This is a genomic window from Litoribacterium kuwaitense (genome assembly GCF_011058155.1).
In the GTDB taxonomy this organism is placed as follows: domain Bacteria; phylum Bacillota; class Bacilli; order Bacillales; family DSM-28697; genus Litoribacterium; species Litoribacterium kuwaitense.
The window spans coordinates 16,363-32,234 of sequence record NZ_JAALFC010000017.1; the positions used below are offsets into that span (position 1 = coordinate 16,363).

The following is a 15,872-nucleotide window of genomic DNA, read 5'->3' on the forward strand; positions in this document are numbered from 1 at the left end:
TCCCTGGCTTACAAATTGAAAGCCCCTCGTAATAGAGGGGCTTCTACGACATTATTTTTTAATGTTGTAAAACGCGTCAATGCCTGCGTAGCGACTTGTAAAGGCAAGATGATCCTCGATACGAAGGAGCTGGTTGTATTTGGCAACGCGATCCGTTCTCGAAGGTGCACCTGTCTTAATTTGTCCAGCATTTGTTGCAACGGCAATGTCAGCGATTGTGCTGTCCTCGGTTTCACCGGAACGGTGAGAAATGACAGCCGTGTAGCCAGCACGTTTTGCCATTTCAATTGCGTCAAAGGTTTCTGTTAACGTACCGATCTGATTCACTTTAATTAAGATCGAGTTTCCAATCCCTTTCTCGATTCCTTCAGAGAGCTTTTCTGTGTTTGTTACGAACAAGTCGTCACCGACAAGCTGTACTTTTTCACCGAGACGCTCTGTTAAAAGCTTGAAGCCATCCCAGTCGTTTTCGTCTAAGCCATCTTCAATCGAAATAATAGGGTACTTCTCACATAGAGAAGCGAGGTAATCGACCATTTCCGCTGACGTTTTCGATACGCCTTCACCGGATAGCTGGTACTTGCCGTCTTTATACATTTCTGAAGCGGCAACGTCCATAGCAAGGTAAATTTGTTCGCCAGGTGTATAACCGGCTTTCTCAACAGCTTCAATGATGGTTTGCAATGCTTCTTCATTGGAACCGAGGTTAGGAGCAAACCCACCTTCATCACCTACAGCTGTGTTGTAACCTTTTTCTTTAAGAACACCTTTTAAGGCGTGGAAGATTTCAGCGCCCATTTGCAATCCGTGCTTAAAGCTTTCAGCACCGACAGGCATGACCATAAACTCTTGAATGTCTACGTTGTTGTCAGCGTGCTCTCCGCCATTAATGATGTTCATCATTGGCACAGGCAGTGTTTTTGCGTTGAATCCTCCAAGGTATTGATACAACGGAATTTCAAGGAAATCGGCAGCGGCATGAGCAGCAGCCATTGAAACGCCAAGAATTGCGTTAGCACCAAGATTTCCTTTGTTATCTGTTCCATCAAGGTCGATTAATGCTTCGTCAATTGCTACTTGGTCTAATACGTCAAAGCCTGCAAGCTCTGGAGCAATTTTTTCGTTAACGTTGCTGACGGCTTTTAGAACACCTTTACCAAGGAAACGATCTTTATCGCCATCACGCAATTCAACGGCTTCATATTCACCAGTGGAAGCGCCGCTTGGTACGAGGGCGCGTCCAAAAGCACCAGATTCTGTATGCACTTCTACTTCAACGGTTGGGTTACCGCGCGAGTCAAGTACCTCGCGAGCAAATACATCAATAATTAAGGACATCTGTGTCCCTCCTCTTTATCATAAGTTTCATGTGTATTCAGAAGTGTTGCTGACGGCTGAAAAGGTCAGGAGCGTCCTCCGACGTTTTTCCGTTAGCATTCACTTCTTAACTTTCGTTCTGAATCAAGGATTCTCCTGTCATTTCTTTCGGTTTTTCGATTCCCATCACTTCAAGCATCGTTGGCATTAAGTCACCAAGCTTACCGCCTTCTTTTAAGGTGTGGTTTGCTTGAGTCAAAATAAGAGGCACTGGATTCGTCGTATGAGCTGTCATCGGCTGATCGTCAACCGTGATGACCTCATCAGAATTTCCATGATCCGCTGTGATCAGCGCCACACCATCTTTTTCGACAATTTTATCAACGACTTCACCAAGACATTCGTCAACAGCTTCAACCGCTTTGATCGTCGGCTCTAATTTACCTGAGTGACCGACCATGTCTGGATTAGCAAAGTTTAAGATAATCGCATCGAACTCATCACGATCCAGCGCTTCTAAAAGTGCATCCTTAACCTCATATGCACTCATTTCCGGCTTTAGATCGTACGTAGCCACTTGTGGTGAATCGATTAAAATTCTTTCTTCGCCTTCAAACGGTGCTTCTCTGCCACCACTGAAGAAGAAAGTCACGTGCGGATACTTTTCAGTCTCAGCGATACGAAGCTGCTTCTTCCCTGCCTGAGAAAGCACTTCTCCCATCGTATTGTCCAAATTCACCGGTTTAAAGGCAACATAGCCGTCAACCGTTTCACTGAATTGGGTGAGACAAACGAAATAGAGATTCTTTGGCGCTGCCTCGCCTCGGTCAAATTCACGAAAATCTTCATTCGTAAAGGCGCGTGAAATCTGAATGGCGCGGTCCGGCCGAAAGTTGTAGAAAATGACGGCATCATCGTCTTGAATCGTCGCTGTCGGCTCTCCATCCTTCGTGATGACAGAAGGAAGGACAAACTCATCATAAATCTCTTGTTCATAATGATCTTTAACGCACGCTTCAGCGGATTCATAGGCAGGACCTTCGCCATACACCATCGAACGATACGATTTCTCAACGCGATCCCAGCGATTATCTCGATCCATAGCGTAATAACGTCCTGAGATCGTAGCGATTTCGCCAACACCATACTCAGCCATTTTTTCCTTCAGCTCAGCAATAAACTTTTCTGCCGACTGCGGTGCTACATCACGACCGTCGAGGAAGCCATGAATATAGATTTTTTTCAAGCCCTTTTCACTAGCATATTTTAAGATCGCATAGAGGTGGTGAATGTGGCTATGAATACCTCCATCAGACAACAAACCAAAAATATGAAGCGCGCGGCTGTCTTTTTCAAGCACGTGGTTAACCGCACCTTGAATGGTCTCATTCTCGTAGAAGTCGCCTTCCCGAATCGACTTGTTCACCCGAGTCAAGCTCTGATAAACGATTCGTCCTGCACCGATATTCAAGTGACCAACCTCAGAGTTCCCCATTTGGCCATCCGGTAATCCAACGGCTTCACCGCAGGCGGTTAACGTCGTATGAGGATAGTTTGACCAATAACGGTCAAAATTGGGCTTTTTCGCCTGAGCGACAGCATTCCCTTTGACCTCATCTCGACAAGCAAAGCCGTCCAGGATGATTAGCGCCACTGGTTTTTTAGCCATTGGAGGACGCCTCCAACAAGGCAATAAACGAATCTTGTTCAAGGCTAGCGCCGCCTACGAGGGCACCGTCAATGTCGGAGGCAGCCATATATTCTGCAATGTTACCTGGCTTGACGCTACCTCCGTACTGAATGCGTAGCTTTTCTGAGGCCTCTTGACCGAATTGGTCGAGAACAACGTGACGAATCGCAGTGCATACCTCGTTGGCATCATCAGCAGTTGACGATTTCCCTGTACCAATCGCCCAAATCGGCTCATATGCGATGACAACTTGCTCTGCTTGCTCAGGAGTCAATCCTTCAAGCGCCTTCATCACTTGATCTTCGACGATGTCGTTCGTTTCGCCTGCTTCACGCTGCTCAAGCGTTTCACCTACACATACGATAGGTGTCAACTCATGCTTAAAGGCAGCATGGACTTTTTGGTTTACTGTTTCGTCTGTTTCAGCAAACATTTCTCTACGCTCAGAGTGACCGATGATCACGTATGTAACCCCTGCATCCTTCAAGGCGAGTGGACTTACTTCGCCTGTAAATGCCCCAGAGTCTTCAAAGTGCATCGTCTGAGCACCGATGTGAACAGTGCTGTTTTTCGTCTCTTCTACAAGGGCTGGAAGAAATAAGCTTGGTGAACATACAACTGCATCAACTTTTTCTTCGCTAGGCAGACGGTCTTTGATCGCTCCAATAAAATCAATTGACTCTTGTAATGTTTTATTCATCTTCCAGTTTCCTGCAATAATCGGTTTACGCATGCGCACTCACCTTCCTTTACTTATCGTTTAAAACTGAAACTCCTGGTAATTCTTTACCTTCCATAAACTCAAGCGAAGCGCCTCCACCTGTTGAGATGTGATCCATCTCCTCGGCTAAACCAAATTTTTCAACGGCTGCGGCTGAGTCACCACCACCGATAATCGTATACCCAGGTGCTGCGGCCATCGCTTCAGCGACTGCTCTCGTTCCGTTTGAGAACGTCTCCATTTCAAAAACACCCATTGGTCCATTCCAGATAATTAACTCTGATTTTGAAATGATATCGCTATAAAGCGCGCACGTTTCTTTACCGATATCCATCGCTTCCCAATCAGAAGGAATGTTATCAATTGAGACCAATTGCGTGTTTGCATCATTAGAGAAGTCGTCGCCTACTAAAGCATCCTTCGGCATATAGAAGTTGACACCATTTTTCTTTGCTTTCTCCATAAAGGATTTGGCAAGGTCAATTTTATCTTCTTCTAACAGTGATTTACCAATTTCGTGACCTAAAGCTTTCACGAAGGTATATGCTAAACCACCGCCGATGATTAGATTATCTACCTTGTCAAGCAAATGGTCAATGACGCCGATTTTGTCACGTACCTTTGCTCCACCGATAATCGCTGTAAATGGACGGTCTGGCTGCTGTAAAGCACTGCCTAGAACTTCCAATTCTTTTTCCATTAAGAAGCCTGCACACGCTGGCAAATATTCTGCCATCCCAACCGTCGATGCGTGAGCACGGTGAGCGGTACCGAATGCATCATTCACATAAACGTCTGCTAAATCAGCAAAAGCTTTGGCTAAGGCTTCATCATTTTTTTCCTCACCTGCTTCAAAGCGAACATTTTCGATCAGAAGGACATCCCCATCATTTAAGTGTTGAATGGCTTCATTGACCTCGTCACCAATCACATGATCCGTTTTGTATACAGGCTGATCTAATAAATCACTTAAACGTTTTGCAACAGGGTCCAACCGTAATTCTTCGACGACTTGACCTTTCGGACGGCCAAGGTGAGAGGCAAGGATGAGCTTTCCTCCTTGATCAAGAATGTACTGAATGGTAGGAAGCGCTGCACGAATACGCGTATCATCACTTACTGTACCTTCATTCAAAGGGACATTAAAATCAACTCGGCAAAATACGACCTTGCCTTGTAGCTGGATATCCTTTACGGACATTTTTCCCATTGTGTTCGTACCTCCTTTTTTCAAATCAACTTTTACATAGGAGAAAAGGGAAGGTCATTAAAAGTTTGACGGACAGTCCCGCCCTCTTCGTTGCCTCCCCTCATTTAATAAATTACAATCCTTTTGCAGCGATATATGCAGCAAGGTCAACGACACGGTGTGAATAACCGGATTCGTTGTCGTACCAAGAAATGACTTTAACCATTTGGTCTTCCATGACCATTGTAGATAGTGCATCAATTGTAGAAGATGCCGCGCTACCATTGTAGTCTTTAGAAACGAGTGGCTCATCACTGTATGCAAGTACACCTTTCAATGGGCCTTCCGCAGCTTCTTTAAATGCCGCATTCACTTCATCAACTGTTACATTTTTATCAACTTCAGCAACAAGGTCAACGAGTGATACGTTAGGTGTTGGAACACGCATCGCCATTCCGTTAAGCTTTCCGTTTAACTCAGGAAGTACGAGAGAAACCGCTTTTGCTGCACCTGTCGTCGTTGGAATGATGTTTTCAGCAGCTGCACGCGCACGACGGTAGTCTTTATGAGGCAAATCAAGAATTTGCTGATCATTTGTGTAAGAGTGAATTGTCGTCATCATGCCGCGCTTAATGCCAAATTTCTCATGGAGTACTTTTGCAAATGGAGCAAGACAGTTTGTCGTACAAGATGCATTAGAGATGACATCATGGTTTGCCGGGTCGTAATCCTCTTCGTTTACACCCATAACGACTGTAATGTCTTCTTCTTTTGCTGGAGCAGAGATAATGACTTTTTTCGCACCAGCTTCAAGGTGTTTTGCAGCATCTGCACGTTTAGTGAAAATACCAGTTGACTCAACGACGATGTCGACACCAAGTTTATCCCAGCCTAGTTGTGCAGGATCTCTTTCAGCAAGTACCTTAATCTCTTTGCCGTCAACGACAAGGTTGCCGTCTTTTGCAACTACCTCAGCTTCAAAAGTTCCGTGAACTGAGTCATATTGAAGCAAATGAGCTAACATCTCAGCATCAGTTAAATCATTTACAGCAACGATTTCGACCTCAGAATTCTTTAGTGCGGCACGAAATACATTTCGTCCAATTCGTCCAAAACCGTTAATTCCCACTTTAACTGTCATGATGTTTCCTCCTTAGAATTTTTAATATATGCATTAAAGGGATAACCCTCTAACGAACGCTTTTGCTGCACCCTCATCAGTAATTAAATGAGTGCGCTTTTGTTCCTTCATACAAGCCCGAATCGCCCTTGCCTTTGACGCGCCACCAGCAACAGCAATAATGGTTTCCACAGTGTGCAAGTCTTCGAGCTGAAGCCCGATGGTTTTCACCTTATGAATCACTTCACCATCATCGTTGTAATAAAACCCGAAAGCTTCACCGACAGCATTTTGTGCCTGGATATTTTCAAGGTCTTTAGGACTCGTTTTTCTCCGTCTTGCCATGCTTAAGGCATCCCCAATCCCGTGTACGACCATTGTCGCCGATTGAATTAAATCGAGCACTTCCTTCACGGCAGGTTCACGAACCATAGAGTCGAAAGCAGACTGACTTAACTGATCAGGAACATGAAGTAAGCGATATTCCCCTTGAGCCCGCTCCGCCATTTTGGCGCAAATGGTATTCGCTTGAATATCCACGTTTTCCCCAAGTCCACCGCGGGCAGGAACAAAAAGCTGCCGCTGACTTTTTCTGTTTTCCGGTGTCATCATCTCAGCGACTGCGGCCATCGTTGTACCACCAGTAACTGCGACAATATTGTTTGCCCCGAAAAAGCCTTTCATACACTGAACAGCTGCCCGCCCAAGCTCTTTTTTCACCCAAGGTATTTCATCACTGTCCCCAGGTACGACAACAACGCCTTCTAAATTGAGAGCCGACGCAAGCTGTGATTCCAAGTCTTTTAAACCAGAAATCTCCTTCATCGTATCCTCTAATGCAGTGATCAGAGGCTCTCCTTCTTCAGCGAGAACCATACCGTTGCTAAAAACATGAATGAGACCCTGCTCTTTTAAGAAATCTACTTCAGACCGAAGCGATCGCTCTGAGAGGCCAAGGCTCGTCGCAAGTGACCTCCGACCAATGGGCTGCATCACGCGGATGTATTGAAGAATTTGATACCTTCGTCGCAACACAAGCATCATATCTGGCAAGAGCTTTTGCTGCAGATCAACGAGCGTACGAAATTGCATGCCTTAAATCTCCTTTTTACCACCGGGTCAAAAAACGTCCCGTGTAGTCAGAATGCGTCCCAGGCGACGCAAAATGAAAGAAACAAAAAATCTTGTTTCATCCTCATTGTAGCAGTTCATACAAAGTTCGACAACTTAAACATGCAAAATGTCTGATATTTATAAATTTGATAGCGTTTCCATATAGGAATTCATGCTTATTGTTCTTTCAAAAGACGTTCGACGTCATCCCAAGATATGCTTCCTTTTGCAATGATGTGTCCATGGCTAACAAGCACGGGAATTTCCAAATGAAATTTTTCAAGCAGACGGTCATCGTCTTCAATATTGATTTTAGAAAGCTTAAATTCGTACTCTTGTTGTAGAATTGACAACATCGCTTCAGCATCTTCGCAAAGCCCGCAAGCTGGACGCGTATATAAGATGAGCTCTTTCATGTTATTCTCTCCTCATTTAACAAACTTAGCCAAGAAGTCCCCATCCTCAATAAATCGTAAAGTCATACCTCATGAGCAGGCGGGTAATGAACTGGCTTTCGGTCAAGCACTCATGTTACTTCGCCGTGAAAGTGAGAAGCTCCCGCCTTAAGCGAAGCTAAGAGACTTGAGTGGTTCACCATAGTCTCTACATCCATTTTGCTTTATACTAATAAAAGGTCCTATATTTTATTTCGTTTAAGAGGTGTTTACGGTGAATCATCAACTATTTTCTGTCGATTATTTTGTCGATAGCTTTACAGCACACGCTGAGAAACATCATGAGATGCGTACTCAGGACGCCATCAACGCATATTATCGTTCTGTCGTGTCGACGTTAGTGCAAGATCGACTAACGAAAAACTCGGAAATAATGCGCCGCTTGAGAAACTTAGACGAAGCGTACACGCAATTTTTTCAGTCCAACTAAGGATACAATACAGTGCTGCTCATGTAAAAGCTTCCCCCTGACAATATACTAAGGGGGAATGCGCTGAAAAATTATGAAATAGTTTAAATTCTATTGACAAGGAAGCAGATTTCTTATATGATAGTGGCTGTCTTGAAATTAACATGCGCTCGTAGCTCAGTTGGATAGAGCGGTGGTTTCCGGTACCACGTCTGCCGGGGGTTCGAATCCCTCCGAGCGCGTCATAAAAAGTCTTTCATTGGCAAATTTGTCGATGAAGGGCTTTTTTTATTGAACGATTGTCGGGTTGCAGTCTAACTTACCATCCGGTTACTATTGATTTATTTTGCTCACGAGTAATTTGAACAAGAATCATGCTCCTATTTCTTGTTTGCACGCACAACCATTTGAATCTGTTGAACTTCATCTCAAGAAGCGGTACGCTACGTTAGGAAATTCGCATTGAAAGAGGCGGGGGATCGTAAACGATATAAAAATTGTGAAAGCCGATGGTCATTTAGTTGGTGGCAGAGTAACTATTAGCTCTTATATCAGGTGATCGTGTAGCTTTCAATGTCGATAACAAAAAGTTTAATCCTCCTCCAGCGCTTCAACCTCAACTTTGAGCGAAGTGTTTAGATCAACATTAATAAAACGATGCACGTCATGAAAAATCGCCATTGCATACATATCTTTATTTAATACTTGTAATGAATAGCCTGAGAAATGACTTTGAATTTTTTGAAGTGTTTCTTCAGTAACTCGTTCCGTAGGGATTTGTTCTGTAAATTCCATCGTGTATATTTCGGCTGGGTTTATATCCAAAATATTTATCTCTTCCGTTGTATGACTGTACGCACGGCCAAGCAGCTCCTGTAAAAATGGTGGGTATTCCAAAGCATAATGCAGATCTTTTTTAGCAACTTTCAATTGTTGCAACAGAGCCTCATCAAATGCATAATCGAACCGAATTGTCATCTGATTCGCTTCATCGATATCGATCGCCATTTTTTCTAATGAAAAATGGGTTGCATTCAACTTGCTTTCGATCGTTTCCCTATTTATTGGCTTTGATGTTTCCAATGAGACTTCGCGACGTGGTTCATCGTTTATAGACACTTGCTCCAATGTGTTTTTATCTTCATTCAATGTTTCTTGTTTAGTCTGCTCACCGTCTAGTGTAATTTCCTCACTCGGAGAACACCCAGCAAAAAATAAAGCTAGAACGACTATTCGTAAATTTCTCATAAAGAAGAACACCCCAAAGTCATTACAATTTTTCTTTTGCTGCAGTTGCTCCAATTGTCCATTCTCCATATACTTGATTTCTTTCAACTTCACGCCCATCTTGATAGCGAATTTCCCAGCCTGCTGTCTTCACGATCATTTGACCATACTCTAATAAATATGTTGAATGGCTTGGGATTACAAAATGTACCGAAGTCCGAGTACGATCCGATTCCCCTAACTCAATTAACGGCTCGGCTCCTACCTCTTTAACCATTGCAGCAAAACTAGCTGCAGAGGACACGTTTGCTTCAGTAGACAAGGTATCAGTCACTTGAAAGGTTGCGATGCCGGATTCGCTTGTATTGTTGCTATACTCATGCTGTAGCGACATGTGTGGCTCAATATCTTTCGTCACCAGCTCGTAAACCCAGCCCTCATCCCGCTCACTTACATCATGATTGTCTGTTGAAGAAGCGGTTGTCACGGAAAGCAGACCTACGACGAAGACTATAGCAGTAAACACCTTTAGTTTGAATACATTCTTCATAGAACACTCCTTTTTATGAATAAACTGTACCATCCCAGAAGTTCCTAATCAATTCCTTTTGCACTTATCTATAATTTACGAACCATATATCCTCAATGGTGTAAATGATCTTTTCACTTTATCACACATCAGATCATTCGACAGTGACTATTTTGCATACTCCAAAAACGCAGTTATTAAGATTGTTTATAAAGAAGTGCCGCAGGGAAGAATGAATAAGGGCATCGCAAGTAGAATACATGTTACAATAGGTGAAAAGGATAGCAAGCAAATCGTTTGACCTTTTTTGACCTAATGAGTATGATAGGTGTACATAAGTAATATCACTTGAACTAAGGAGGAAATGAAACCATGAATCTCATCCCAACCGTTATAGAACAAACAAACCGTGGTGAACGTGCCTACGACATTTACTCACGCTTGTTAAAGGATCGTATTATTATGCTCGGCAGCGGCATTGACGATAATGTTGCAAACTCAATTGTTGCCCAGCTCCTTTTCCTGCAAGCAGAAGATCCGGACAAAGACATCTCACTCTACATTAACTCTCCAGGTGGTTCCATTTCTGCGGGCATGGCCATTTACGACACGATGCAATTCATCAAGCCAGACGTATCGACGATCTGTACGGGAATGGCTGCATCGATGGGTGCCTTCCTTCTAGCCGCCGGTGCAAAAGGGAAACGCTTCGCCCTGCCAAACAGTGAAGTGATGATTCACCAGCCGCTTGGAGGCACACAAGGTCAAGCCTCTGATATTGAAATTCATGCGAAGCGAATTATTAAAATGCGTGAAAACCTAAATAAAATTCTTGCTGAACGTACGGGGCAACCGATCGAGACGATCGAAAGAGACACGGACCGTGATAACTTTATGTCTGCCGAAGACGCAGTTCAATATGGTTTGATTGACGAAGTCATGAATCGCAAATAATTAACGTAAGTAAACAACCAGCGCCAATAAGAGCGCTGGTTGTTTTTCTTTCTGTTCTAGGCAACTTCTTCTCTTTGAACGAAGGCAGCGAGAGCGTTGATTGCTTCCTCCTCATCCCTTCCATCTGCTGAAATGATGATGTCTTGATCGGCTCCTACGGCTAGGCTCATGAGCCCCATGATGCTTTTCGCATTCACTTTCTTTGAACCTTTTTGTAAATAAATATCTGAAATAAATCGATTCGCCTCTTGAACAAATATAGCTGCTGGCCTTGCACGCAAACCTGTTTTCAACTGTACAGTCACTTGCTTCTCTGTCATATCATTTCTCCTCCTCGATATCTTTGAAAGCGCTTTTATTTTTTCGTGATATGCAACCGGAAGAAAAAAGCTTGCTTCCTCCGGCCGATTTCTTAGATGTGTATGCTTACACTTGCTCGGGTGATTCACCTCGACGCAACTTTTCAGCAAAATCATCAATCTTTTTTAGGCGATGATTAATTCCTGACTTACTAATTGTTCCATTCGTCGTCATCTCGCCAAGTTCCTTCAAAGAAACGTCTTGATATTTCACCCGTAACTCTGCAATTTCGCGAAGCTTTTCTGGAAGTGCTTGGAGACCAACGCTTTCTTCAATATAACGTATATTTTCTACTTGACGCAAGGCTGCCCCAATCGTTTTATTCAAATTGGCTGTTTCACAATTGACAAGACGATTGACCGAATTTCTCATGTCTCTCACAATGCGCACATCTTCAAAATGTAATAACGCTTGATGAGCGCCAATCAATGTCAAAAAGTTAGAGATTTTTTCTCCCTCTTTTAAGTATACAATAAAGCCCTTTTTCCGTTCCAGCGCTTTAGCATTTAAGGAGAACTCATTCATTAATTGCAGCAATGACTCATTATGAGATTCATATTGCGAAAAAACTTCTAAGTGGTATGAAGAGGTTTCCGGGTTATTGACGGAGCCTCCTGCGAGAAAAGCACCACGTAAGTATGCTGTCTGACAACATTCATTTTTAAGCGATGACGAGGAATTTGCTGCCGGAAAGAAAAAGGCGGCTCAATAATGCCGAGATCTTGTAAAATCTCAGACGCTTTTTCCTGCAAACGAACAATATAAACGTTATTTTTTTTCAAGCGCATCTTTTTTCGCACGAGCAGCTTCATCTCGATGTCATCGTAGTTGCGCTTCAGCAATGTATAAATTCTTCGTGCAATCGCCGCATTTTCAGTTTGCACATCTAAAGTGATGTGTTGATTTGTAAGCGATATCGACCCATTCATACGAATCAACGCCGATAGCTCGGCCCGTTCACAGCATGGGTCTGAAACCCACTGTGTCAGTTCTTTTTTTATAATTGCAGCAAATGACACAGCCGTTCACCCCTTTTGTATTTACCTTTGGTACAATCCTTTAGCCTCTTGGCCAGCTAAGCGGCTGATAATCCCTGCAATTTGCGCCGTATCATGACGAACCGCTCCACTATGAAGTTCAACAAAGTTCCCTTTAATTAATTGAACGCCGAGAGATAAAAGCAGATCTTCGTCAAATTGCACCGGCTCCGCATCTTCTTCTGCATACTTGCGCAACGTTTCATAAGGGATCATTTCCTCGTTCACGATAACAGTATCGATACTATGACTTCCCAAATGATCGTAAATCGCTCTTAAATGGTCGGCTGCACTATAGCCTGTCGTTTCACCAAGCTGAGTCATCACGTTGCATACATACACTTTTTGCGCCGTTGTTTGCTCGATGGCTTCAGCAATACCCGGCACAATTAAGTTTGGCATAATACTCGTATATAGACTGCCCGGACCGATGACAATTAAATCGGCTTCGTGAATGGCATCGAGCGCTTCTGGTACAGGCGTTACGTTTTCCTGATGGTAATAAAGACGGTGAATCCGTTTGCCCGCCTTTGTAATAGAAGACTCTCCTGAAACCGTTGTACCATCCGTCATCACCGCATGCAAAGTGACGCATTCATTGCACGCCGGCAAAATCTTTCCTTTTACTTTTAGCACTTTTCCCATTTCCGAGATCGCCGTCGTAAAGTCACCAGTCAACGAGGTCATCGCCGCGAGCAGCAAGTTTCCGAGTGCATGACCGGATAATGAGCTTCCTTGAAAGCGATGCTGAAACAATTCTTCGATGAGCGGCTCGACTTCTGACATCGCAGCAATGACATTTCGTATATCCCCAGGCGGCGGAATATTGAGCTCATCTCTTAGCTTCCCAGAGCTCCCACCGTCATCGGCCACTGTAACAATCGCGGTTAAATCGACATCATAATTCTTTAACCCCCGCAACATGACTGAGAGACCCGTACCTCCCCCAATCGCAACGATGCGCGGCTTTTGATGTAGTTCGGTCATTTACACCAAACCTGCTTTAGTTTTATGGGCATCGCGATGATGAACCTTAACCTTGTATTCATTATCGAAGTGATTTCCCATGTATTCAGCCAATGTTACGGAACGGTGCTTTCCTCCGGTACACCCAATGGCAATAATGAGCTGGCTTTTTCCCTCACGCTTGTAATATGGAAGCATAAATTCAAGGAGGTCGGTCAGTTTTTGAATAAACGTTTGTGTCTCAGCCCATTTAAGCACATACGAAGACACTTCCTCATCCATCCCTGTTTTTGGCCGCATATGCTCAATATAATGAGGGTTTGGCAGGAAGCGTACATCAAAAACGAGATCCGCATCAATCGGGACCCCATATTTAAAGCCGAAGGAAATCATATTTACAGTGAACCATTCTTGCTCATGATGAGAAAACTGCTCAAGGATTTCTTCTCTTAACTGTCTAGGAGACAGATCGGTCGTATCAATAATTTGCTGGGCACGTCCTTTCAGCTCTTCCAGCATTCGGCGCTCCATCTCAATTCCGACCAATGGAGAACGGTGCGTTGCTAGAGGGTGAGAACGACGTGTTTCTTTATATCTAGATACTAGCACTTGGTTTTTCGCATCTAAATATAAAATGGTCGGGTGCAACTGATTGGCCGTATCAAACTGATCGAGCACTTCAAACAACTGATCAAAAAATTCGCGCCCTCTTAAGTCCATAACGACAGCCGCTTTTTTCATAGTGGCATTCGATCCTTGGAGCAATTCGTAAAACTTTGGAAGCAAGGCAGGGGGCAAGTTGTCCACACAATAATATCCTAAATCTTCAAAGCTACGCATGGCGACCGATTTTCCCGCACCGACATGCCGGTAATAATAACGAGCTCTTGTGATGCATCTGTCATTTAATTTCAACTCCTTCCGAATTCCATAAAGTCGTTTTATGATGGATCAAGACGGTAAGAAATTAATTCATAATCCGGCGTATACGTGAATGTTCCGTAAATGAACCCGCTTCCTTGAATGACATAATCTAAGATGTGGTGATCTCCTGGAGCCATCGGTAGTGATGCGATTTTTTGCTTATGCTGCCACTCCAAATGCCCTTCTGGTGAGTGACTCATGACCTCACCATCAAATTGCGTCGATAAAAAAGTGAACATCATCCATTCCGACACGATCGTTCCCTCATCTTGAATAGTAAAGGTAAATACGCCTTTTAATTGAGGAGCCCTCAGATAAAGACCGGTCTCTTCTCTGAATTCACGCCGCACCGTATCGCGGATGGATTCGCCGATCTCCATTTTTCCACCTGGAGCGACCCACCAGCCGCGTCTCGGCTTTGCAAAAGAAGGAGATGGTCATTATCGAATAAAACACAATTTGTGACTCGCTGCACGGCTTCTCTCCTCCTTTAGATCAAATGTCTAATCTAAAGTATACTATGTTTTATCATACGCCTCAATTCATTCGACGTACGGGTCAAGAGACAGACAAGATGATTTTACAAAAGCAGGAAGCACATTGAGCAAACCAAAGATGAGTCGTTGTCAGACACGCAAGCACACAGTCTTTACGAAACGAGAGAAAGTGCATTGTTTATTAAAGCTCATGGCCTTACTTTCAGCACAGGACGATCATACAGCCACTCTCCAAAATACAAAAAAAGAACGCGAACAAAGTTGCTGTTCGCGCTACTCTAAATATGTTTAAAAAGGGGGTCAATTTATATACATTATACATTGTGAGTATTGCAGGCGTATTACACAATGTTTAAAGCCAAATGACATTGTGTGAAAGTTTTATTAAACAGTTTGTGTCGCTTCTTTTTCGGCAAGCTCTTCAACAAACGCCTGAGCTGACTGTGCAGCAATACTACCGTCTCCGGTTGCTGTTACAATTTGACGTAACGTCTTCTCACGAATGTCCCCAGCAGCAAAAACACCTGGTACTGATGTTTCCATTTCTTCATTGGTCGGGATGTACCCTTCCTCATTTGTTATGCCTAAAGAAACAAAAGGGTCACTTAACGGCAACATTCCGATATAAATGAACACACCGTCTGTTGGAATGGTCTGTGTTTCACCCGTTTCAGAGTGTGCGAGCTCAATCTTGCTGACTTTTCCGCCTTCACCATGGATCTCTTTCACTTGGTGATTCCAAATAAAGTCGATTTTATCATTTTCCATAGCACGTTTTTGTAAGATCGGCTGCGCTCGAAGCTGATCACGTCTATGAACAATGGTTACCTTCTTGGCAAAGCGGGTTAAATACACCCCTTCTTCACATGCAGAGTCACCACCGCCAATGACGAAAATCTCCTTGTCTTTGAAAAAAGCTCCGTCACATACGGCACAATAGGATACGCCGCGACCGGCATACTCTTCTTCACCAGGCACACCAAGTTTTTTGTAATGCGCACCTGTACTAATAATGACTGAACGTGCTTTGTACTGCTTTGAGCCGGCATCAATTAATTTATATGATCCGTGGTCGACGATACTTTGTATATCGCCATAAGCGTATTCAGCTCCAAATTTCTTCGCATGCTCAAACATTTTTGTCGATAAATCCGGTCCTAAAATATGATCGTATCCTGGGTAGTTCTCAACGTCTTCTGTATTGGCCATCTGGCCTCCGGGAATTCCCCGTTCAATCATTAAAGTTGACATATTGGCTCTGGATGTGTACACCGCAGCGGTCATGCCTGCTGGGCCAGCGCCGATAATAGCAGTATCATAAATGTATTCTTCTGACATACCGTTCCCTCCTGTGATGCATGATC

General features: G+C 43.7%; 14 protein-coding genes, 1 tRNA gene and 3 pseudogenes. 3 read left to right on the forward strand and 15 right to left on the reverse strand.

The features are described from left to right. Positions 1–51: 51 nt before the first annotated feature. From eno to G4V62_RS10260, 7 genes are all read right to left on the reverse strand, one after another. Complete coding sequence (eno, locus tag G4V62_RS10230) at positions 52–1,338, reverse strand: phosphopyruvate hydratase (RefSeq protein WP_165201869.1); 1,287 nt, start codon at positions 1,336–1,338, stop codon at positions 52–54. A 106-nt stretch (positions 1,339–1,444) separates the two neighbouring features. Beyond that, positions 1,445–2,986, reverse strand: a complete 1,542-nt coding sequence (gene gpmI / locus G4V62_RS10235; protein WP_165201871.1) for a 2,3-bisphosphoglycerate-independent phosphoglycerate mutase — start codon at positions 2,984–2,986, stop codon at positions 1,445–1,447. Next, positions 2,979–3,740, reverse strand: a complete 762-nt coding sequence (gene tpiA, locus G4V62_RS10240) for a triose-phosphate isomerase (RefSeq protein ID WP_165201873.1) — start codon at positions 3,738–3,740, stop codon at positions 2,979–2,981. Before tpiA ends, gpmI begins: the two co-directional genes overlap by 8 nt. A gap of 16 nt (positions 3,741–3,756) precedes the next feature. After that, positions 3,757–4,938, reverse strand: coding sequence for a phosphoglycerate kinase (locus G4V62_RS10245; protein WP_165201875.1), 1,182 nt, complete (start codon positions 4,936–4,938; stop codon positions 3,757–3,759). 112 nt (positions 4,939–5,050) lie between these two features. Further along, positions 5,051–6,058, reverse strand: a complete 1,008-nt coding sequence (gene gap, locus G4V62_RS10250; protein WP_165201877.1) for a type I glyceraldehyde-3-phosphate dehydrogenase — start codon at positions 6,056–6,058, stop codon at positions 5,051–5,053. Between the two features lie 33 nt (positions 6,059–6,091). After that, entirely contained in the window at positions 6,092–7,129 is a 1,038-nt protein-coding gene (locus tag G4V62_RS10255; RefSeq protein ID WP_165201879.1) for a sugar-binding transcriptional regulator, read from the reverse strand. Positions 7,130–7,326: 197 nt separating this feature from the next. Next, a complete protein-coding gene (locus G4V62_RS10260) occupies positions 7,327–7,566 on the reverse strand; it encodes a glutaredoxin family protein (protein WP_165201881.1) in 240 nt (79 codons plus the stop codon). A 253-nt stretch (positions 7,567–7,819) separates the two neighbouring features. Between G4V62_RS10260 and yvfG the strand changes: the two genes are divergently transcribed. Both yvfG and G4V62_RS10270 read left to right on the forward strand, forming a co-directional pair. Next, the gene (yvfG, locus tag G4V62_RS10265) at positions 7,820–8,035 is read left to right on the forward strand and encodes a protein YvfG (RefSeq protein WP_165201883.1); all 216 of its coding nucleotides are present in this window, start codon (positions 7,820–7,822) and stop codon (positions 8,033–8,035) included. Between the two features lie 145 nt (positions 8,036–8,180). Beyond that, positions 8,181–8,256: transfer RNA gene (locus G4V62_RS10270), tRNA-Arg, on the forward strand. A gap of 349 nt (positions 8,257–8,605) precedes the next feature. Here the strand turns inward: G4V62_RS10270 and G4V62_RS10275 are convergent. Both G4V62_RS10275 and G4V62_RS10280 read right to left on the reverse strand, forming a co-directional pair. Then, the gene (locus G4V62_RS10275; protein WP_165201885.1) at positions 8,606–9,262 is read right to left on the reverse strand and encodes a hypothetical protein; all 657 of its coding nucleotides are present in this window, start codon (positions 9,260–9,262) and stop codon (positions 8,606–8,608) included. A 22-nt stretch (positions 9,263–9,284) separates the two neighbouring features. Continuing rightward, positions 9,285–9,791 carry a hypothetical protein gene (locus G4V62_RS10280; protein WP_165201887.1) on the reverse strand — a complete coding sequence of 169 codons (507 nt, stop codon included), beginning with the start codon at positions 9,789–9,791 and terminating at the stop codon, positions 9,285–9,287. A gap of 351 nt (positions 9,792–10,142) precedes the next feature. Between G4V62_RS10280 and clpP the strand changes: the two genes are divergently transcribed. Then, the gene (gene clpP, locus G4V62_RS10285; RefSeq protein WP_165201889.1) at positions 10,143–10,724 is read left to right on the forward strand and encodes an ATP-dependent Clp endopeptidase proteolytic subunit ClpP; all 582 of its coding nucleotides are present in this window, start codon (positions 10,143–10,145) and stop codon (positions 10,722–10,724) included. A gap of 56 nt (positions 10,725–10,780) precedes the next feature. Here the strand turns inward: clpP and G4V62_RS10290 are convergent, their stop codons facing one another. From G4V62_RS10290 to trxB, 6 genes and pseudogenes are all read right to left on the reverse strand, one after another. Beyond that, on the reverse strand, positions 10,781–11,044 hold the full coding sequence (locus G4V62_RS10290; RefSeq protein ID WP_165201891.1) for an HPr family phosphocarrier protein: 264 nt from the start codon (positions 11,042–11,044) through the stop codon (positions 10,781–10,783). A 106-nt stretch (positions 11,045–11,150) separates the two neighbouring features. Further along, positions 11,151–12,103 (reverse strand): annotated as a pseudogene (whiA, locus tag G4V62_RS10295) (DNA-binding protein WhiA). A gap of 21 nt (positions 12,104–12,124) precedes the next feature. After that, positions 12,125–13,108 (reverse strand): gluconeogenesis morphogenetic factor MgfK, encoded by a 984-nt coding sequence (gene mgfK / locus G4V62_RS10300; protein WP_165201893.1) that lies wholly within the window; start codon positions 13,106–13,108, stop codon positions 12,125–12,127. After that, a pseudogene (rapZ, locus tag G4V62_RS10305) lies at positions 13,109–13,992 on the reverse strand (RNase adapter RapZ). Between the two features lie 36 nt (positions 13,993–14,028). Continuing rightward, a pseudogene (locus G4V62_RS10310) lies at positions 14,029–14,486 on the reverse strand (NUDIX hydrolase). A gap of 406 nt (positions 14,487–14,892) precedes the next feature. Next, positions 14,893–15,846, reverse strand: coding sequence for a thioredoxin-disulfide reductase (trxB, locus tag G4V62_RS10315; protein WP_165201895.1), 954 nt, complete (start codon positions 15,844–15,846; stop codon positions 14,893–14,895). Positions 15,847–15,872: the final 26 nt, after the last annotated feature.

Excerpts from the sequence above, each read along its gene's own strand:
- clpP (WP_165201889.1), top strand. The coding sequence starts at position 10,143 with ATGAATCTCATCCCAACCGTTATAGAACAAACAAACCGTGGTGAACGT.
- tpiA (WP_165201873.1), bottom strand. The coding sequence starts at position 3,740 with ATGCGTAAACCGATTATTGCAGGAAACTGGAAGATGAATAAAACATTA.
- G4V62_RS10290 (WP_165201891.1), bottom strand. The coding sequence starts at position 11,044 with ATGACAGAGAAGCAAGTGACTGTACAGTTGAAAACAGGTTTGCGTGCA.
- G4V62_RS10275 (WP_165201885.1), bottom strand. The coding sequence starts at position 9,262 with ATGAGAAATTTACGAATAGTCGTTCTAGCTTTATTTTTTGCTGGGTGT.
- trxB (WP_165201895.1), bottom strand. The coding sequence starts at position 15,846 with ATGTCAGAAGAATACATTTATGATACTGCTATTATCGGCGCTGGCCCA.
- eno (WP_165201869.1), bottom strand. The coding sequence starts at position 1,338 with ATGTCCTTAATTATTGATGTATTTGCTCGCGAGGTACTTGACTCGCGC.
- gpmI (WP_165201871.1), bottom strand. The coding sequence starts at position 2,986 with ATGGCTAAAAAACCAGTGGCGCTAATCATCCTGGACGGCTTTGCTTGT.
- G4V62_RS10255 (WP_165201879.1), bottom strand. The coding sequence starts at position 7,129 with ATGCAATTTCGTACGCTCGTTGATCTGCAGCAAAAGCTCTTGCCAGAT.
- mgfK (WP_165201893.1), bottom strand. The coding sequence starts at position 13,108 with ATGACCGAACTACATCAAAAGCCGCGCATCGTTGCGATTGGGGGAGGT.
- gap (WP_165201877.1), bottom strand. The coding sequence starts at position 6,058 with ATGACAGTTAAAGTGGGAATTAACGGTTTTGGACGAATTGGACGAAAT.
- G4V62_RS10245 (WP_165201875.1), bottom strand. The coding sequence starts at position 4,938 with ATGGGAAAAATGTCCGTAAAGGATATCCAGCTACAAGGCAAGGTCGTA.
- G4V62_RS10260 (WP_165201881.1), bottom strand. The coding sequence starts at position 7,566 with ATGAAAGAGCTCATCTTATATACGCGTCCAGCTTGCGGGCTTTGCGAA.
- G4V62_RS10280 (WP_165201887.1), bottom strand. The coding sequence starts at position 9,791 with ATGAAGAATGTATTCAAACTAAAGGTGTTTACTGCTATAGTCTTCGTC.